The organism is Roseivivax halodurans JCM 10272, assembly GCF_000521785.1.
Lineage (GTDB): Bacteria > Pseudomonadota > Alphaproteobacteria > Rhodobacterales > Rhodobacteraceae > Roseivivax > Roseivivax halodurans.
Genome location: NZ_JALZ01000111.1, coordinates 1 through 1413 on the forward strand (window position 1 = coordinate 1; position 1413 = coordinate 1413).

Below are 1413 nucleotides of genomic sequence, written 5' to 3' on the forward strand. Positions count from 1 at the left end.
GGCAAACCCGGCGCGGTTCAGTTGTAGATATTTGCGTAGTTCTGAATCTTGCCGGCACCATTAGGGAATATGAGTGCGAGTTCTGAAGCTGGGGCTTTGTGACGCCATGCGGTGAGCTCACGTTTCACGGCCGGAGCCATCGGGATGTCGCGGCGTCCTGCTTTACTCTTCGGCATTCCGAGTTTGCAGTTCTCGTCCGCTCGCTGCCGAACGCGAATGATGCCGCGTTCGAGATCGACGTGATCCCAGGTCAGACCGCGTAACTCTGAAATGCGCATGCCGGTGAAGATCGCGGTCACAAACATGACGCGATGAGAGTCCGGCGCGCTGTCGATGATGAGTCGGATCTCGTCTTTGGTCGGAATGACGCGCTCGTCAGCTTCGCTGCGCCTTCGCCGGCGCATCTTCACGTCGGTAGCGACGTTGTGTTCGACCCACTCCCGCTCAACGGCTTCGGCGAGCACGGCGCGCAGGCTGACCATTATCTTGCGTACTAGGGCAGGGGAGACGTTGTCATCCATGAGGTCGTGCATGAAGTCCCGCGCTTGGCTCCGCGAGAGTTCGGTGACTAGGGTCAGGACCCATTGATTTGGTTGTGAGAGCGGGATTCACCGTTCGAAAATGAGCGGTGAACATGTCAGATCTCTACTGGTTGAGCGATGCGCAGATGGCGCGTCTGGAGCCTTACTTCCCCAAGTCGCACGGCAAGCCCCGGGTTGATGACCGGCGCGTTCTGAGCGGTATTATCTTTATCAATCGCAATGGCTTGCGGTGGCGAGATGCGCCAAGGGAATGCGGCCCGCACAAGACACTCTACAACCGCTGGAAGCGGTGGAGCGATAGAGGCGTCTTCGCCCGGATCATGGCCGGGCTGGCGGCCGAGCATGGTGAGGAGACGTCCGTGATGATCGACGCAACTCATCTGAAGGCCCATCGCACGGCGTCCAGCCTGGGCGTGAAAAAGGGGGGCGTGGACGCCTGATTGACCGGACGAAGGGGTTCGAGGGATGAAGAAACTGTCCGGGGGACAGTTTTGCCCGAGAACGGAACACGAAGTTGCACGCCGTCTGCGACAGCCATGGCCGGCCCATCGACCTGTTCCTGACTGCCGGGCCCGTCAGCGATTACATCGGGGCGCGTGCGCTGGTCAGCAAGCTGCCCAATGTTAAGTGGCTGCTCGGAGATCGCGGCTACGATGCCGACTGGTTCAGAGAAGCTTTGCAAGACAAGAAGATACGTCCATGCATCCCGGGCCGGAAGAAACGGACGACGCCCGTCCGCTACGACAAGCGCAGGTACAAGCGGCGCAACCGGATCGAGATCATGTTCGGCAGGCTCAAGGATTGGAGACGGGTGGCGACCCGTTATGACCGATGCCCAAAGACCTTCTTCTCAGCGATCATACTCGCTGCA

General features: G+C 59.7%; 1 protein-coding gene and 1 pseudogene. One reads left to right on the forward strand and one right to left on the reverse strand.

Annotation, left to right across the window (positions count from 1 at the left end; all coding sequences use genetic code 11):
- Positions 1-17 precede the first annotated feature (17 nt).
- Positions 18-533, reverse strand: coding sequence for a tyrosine-type recombinase/integrase (locus OCH239_RS21345; protein WP_084782786.1), 516 nt, complete (start codon positions 531-533; stop codon positions 18-20).
- A 101-nt stretch (positions 534-634) separates the two neighbouring features.
- Here OCH239_RS21345 and OCH239_RS22475 point away from each other — a divergent pair.
- Positions 635-1413 (forward strand): annotated as a pseudogene (locus OCH239_RS22475) (IS5 family transposase); the annotation flags it as partial.